This window comes from Dietzia sp. NPDC055343 (assembly GCF_053645265.1).
The window spans coordinates 1-2,645 of sequence record NZ_JBSHMJ010000104.1; the positions used below are offsets into that span (position 1 = coordinate 1).

Consider the following 2,645-nt stretch of genomic DNA (forward strand, 5'->3'; position numbering starts at 1 on the left):
GTAGTTGACGACGACGAGCGCGCCCTCGCGCCCGAACGCCCGCACGATTTCCTTACCGAGGCCCCGCGCTCCGCCGGTGACCAGGACGACCTGCTCGTCGATACGCACGCTGTTTCCGGTATTCACTGCCACTCGCTTCCCGGCGGCTCCCGCGAAGGGTGGCGATGCACACCCGCCGACCTGCGCAGAGACGCGGCGGCGGTATCGACATTCCTTCGCTGGAACTACCCAGATCAGGTTCGACGGGTGTGATCTCAGCTGCCCGGATGGGCGGCACCCCGTGTCGCGGCCCAGCCTAGGTCATACCCGGGGTCGCGGCAGCCCTGCCGCCCGGCCGACGCCACTGAACCGGTCACAGATGCCCTCGACGATGTCCTCGGTCTTGTCGTACATCCCGGCGGAATCACCCAGCTGATCGACAGTGTTCCATGCGGTGCGTTCCAGCAACCCGTCGTACCTCTGCGGTCAGATGGCTCACTTTCACACCTTTGACGAGCTCCGAACCTACGCCGGTTCTATACACGGATCTTCCATTCACCCGTGATGTTCTCCCAATACGAGTTGTGGTTCGGAACCGTGTCTGAGACATCGACATCCACGAGGTTCGGAGCCTCGCACCCGGTGCCCTTGAGCCCTACGGCGACGCTGCCGACTTCCGCGACCGCGTACGCATTCCTGAGAACCGCGTCGTTTCGAGAGAAGTAGTTGACCACGTACCCCGAGGTGGTCGATGCAACCGATGCCCAGTCGAACTTCTGGCCGATCGCAGCCCCGAGAATTCTGAGATCCCGGACCTTCTTGCCTGCCCTGGCTTTGGACAGAGTTTGTGTCGCAGTCGCCATGACCCGTCCGCCGAGGCTGTGTCCGACCAAGATCGCCTCGCCCTCGAATCGGGCGAGGATGTCGCCCAAGATCACTCCGGTCTTGTCCGCGCGAACTCGTGCCACATGCCATGGGTTCTTGGCCAGATCCGTTGCGACCATCACCGGCATCAGCGGGCTGAGTTTTCCGGCAGCAGCTTTGCTGGCTTTCCTCGCGACGGCGCCGACCGCGAAGCGCCCCGCCTGAGCTCCACCGATCGAACCTAATAGGAGGGCCACATCGTTGAGTTCCTTCGAGCCCCAGTGCAGGAAGTAGATGGGCTGATCCGGATACGTCTGCTCAACGAACCCGACCGACTTCCACCATTGGATATCGCCCTCGGTGGTGAAACCCCGGGCGATGATCACCGGTGTACCGGAGCCCTCCCGGAACAGTTCCAGCTTGAACGACTTGTCGTCGCGCAGATAGGCGTTGGTCACCGACGCCCCCAGCGCACCACCCAACGCTGCGCCGACGGCTGTGACGACCATTGTCCCGCCGGCCATTCCCAGTCCACCGGCCGCAACCGAGCCGCCGCCGAGGAGTGCGAGACCGAAACTCTGCGCGGCTGCGCCACTGAGCGCAGCGCCGGCTCCCATTTTCGACGCCAGAACTCCGACCGCGCCGCCCACCGCCGGCGCCGCCATCAGCGCGAGCGGGAAAGCCGCGCCGACCGCAAGAACCGCAGTGAGCCCAAGCTTGGACCCCTTCGCGAGATTGGGCTTGTCGTACTCCATGAATGAGGCGAAATCCTCGAGTCGCTCCAAGGGGTCACGCGCGCGCTCAAAACTAGGGAGAGTATGCGAGTGTTCGGCGCAGAAACTCGGCAGATGCACCCGGTTAAGGCTGCGAACTGCCATGTTCTTACACCTGGGTGCAACACAGACGTCGGTGGCGGACCCGCAGGCGTCGCAGATGTAAGTCGAGGTCTGCGTGCTGGCGCTCTTCACCTTGTGGTGGGTCGACTTCTCGATGCAGTTGGAGCACCACCCGACCCGGGATTCGTTCCCGAGTTCGTCGATGAGGACCGTCAGACGCTGTGCGACCTTCGCGTGTACTTCTGCCTTCTTGAGAAGCGCAGACGACGCCTCGTCGTCCACCATCTCCGACGCCTGCTGCCGGAAGCCGGCGTACGCCCAGAGATTGTGTTGCAAGGTCATGTTGCCGACGAGTTGGACGTCGCCCTCCGCGGCCGGCTCAAGATCCCCGGGCTGCCCCGTCAAGGTGAGCTTGCGCCCCTTGGGCGACCGCGCCTGAGCCTTCAACGGCCCGTCGGGACTCTTCTCGAACCAGATTGCTTCCATGACCATGCACTTGCCTCACTATGCGACGCGGGAGTGTGCCGCCGATCGCCGCACCGCGCATAAGGGTAATCCCACCCGTCGATCCGTTGATCCTCAACCGACGAGTTTCAGCCCGACGACGCCGCCGACGATCATCAGCAGAAAGACCACCTTGAGCACGGACACCGGCTCAGCGCCCGTGATCATCGCGTAGATCACTGTCAGCGAGGCGCCGATGCCCACCCAGACCGCGTACACGGTGCCCACGGGCAGGTCCCGCATCGCGTAGGCGAGACCGCCCATGCTCACGACCAGCGCCACTCCGAACACCACGGACGGTCCGAGCCGGGTGAAGCCCTCGGACCGGCCCAGGGCGGTGGCCCACACGGCCTCGAGAACACCGGAGAAGACAAGAACTATCCACGCCATGACGGCCTCCTGCGGGCCGTCTTGTCGCGCACCGGGTACGGCACCCCTCGTCCGGAGGCCCCGTGTCGGGGT

4 protein-coding genes and 2 riboswitches are annotated in these 2,645 nt (G+C 64.4%); all 4 genes read right to left on the reverse strand.

Going from position 1 to position 2,645, the window contains the following annotated elements:
• Positions 1-108 (reverse strand): SDR family NAD(P)-dependent oxidoreductase (locus ACWIE7_RS18700; RefSeq protein ID WP_454070263.1); only part of this gene is annotated, 108 nt, incomplete at its 3' end.
• A gap of 85 nt (positions 109-193) precedes the next feature.
• A riboswitch (TPP riboswitch) is annotated at positions 194-291 on the reverse strand.
• Between the two features lie 9 nt (positions 292-300).
• Positions 301-447 carry a hypothetical protein gene (locus ACWIE7_RS18705; RefSeq protein WP_454070261.1) on the reverse strand — a complete coding sequence of 49 codons (147 nt, stop codon included), beginning with the start codon at positions 445-447 and terminating at the stop codon, positions 301-303.
• 68 nt (positions 448-515) lie between these two features.
• Complete coding sequence (locus ACWIE7_RS18710) at positions 516-2,171, reverse strand: DUF726 domain-containing protein (protein ID WP_454070262.1); 1,656 nt, start codon at positions 2,169-2,171, stop codon at positions 516-518.
• Positions 2,172-2,258: 87 nt separating this feature from the next.
• A complete protein-coding gene (locus tag ACWIE7_RS18715; protein ID WP_454070264.1) occupies positions 2,259-2,573 on the reverse strand; it encodes a DMT family transporter in 315 nt (104 codons plus the stop codon).
• 10 nt (positions 2,574-2,583) lie between these two features.
• Positions 2,584-2,645, reverse strand: a riboswitch (guanidine-III (ykkC-III) riboswitch). This riboswitch is flagged as partial in the annotation.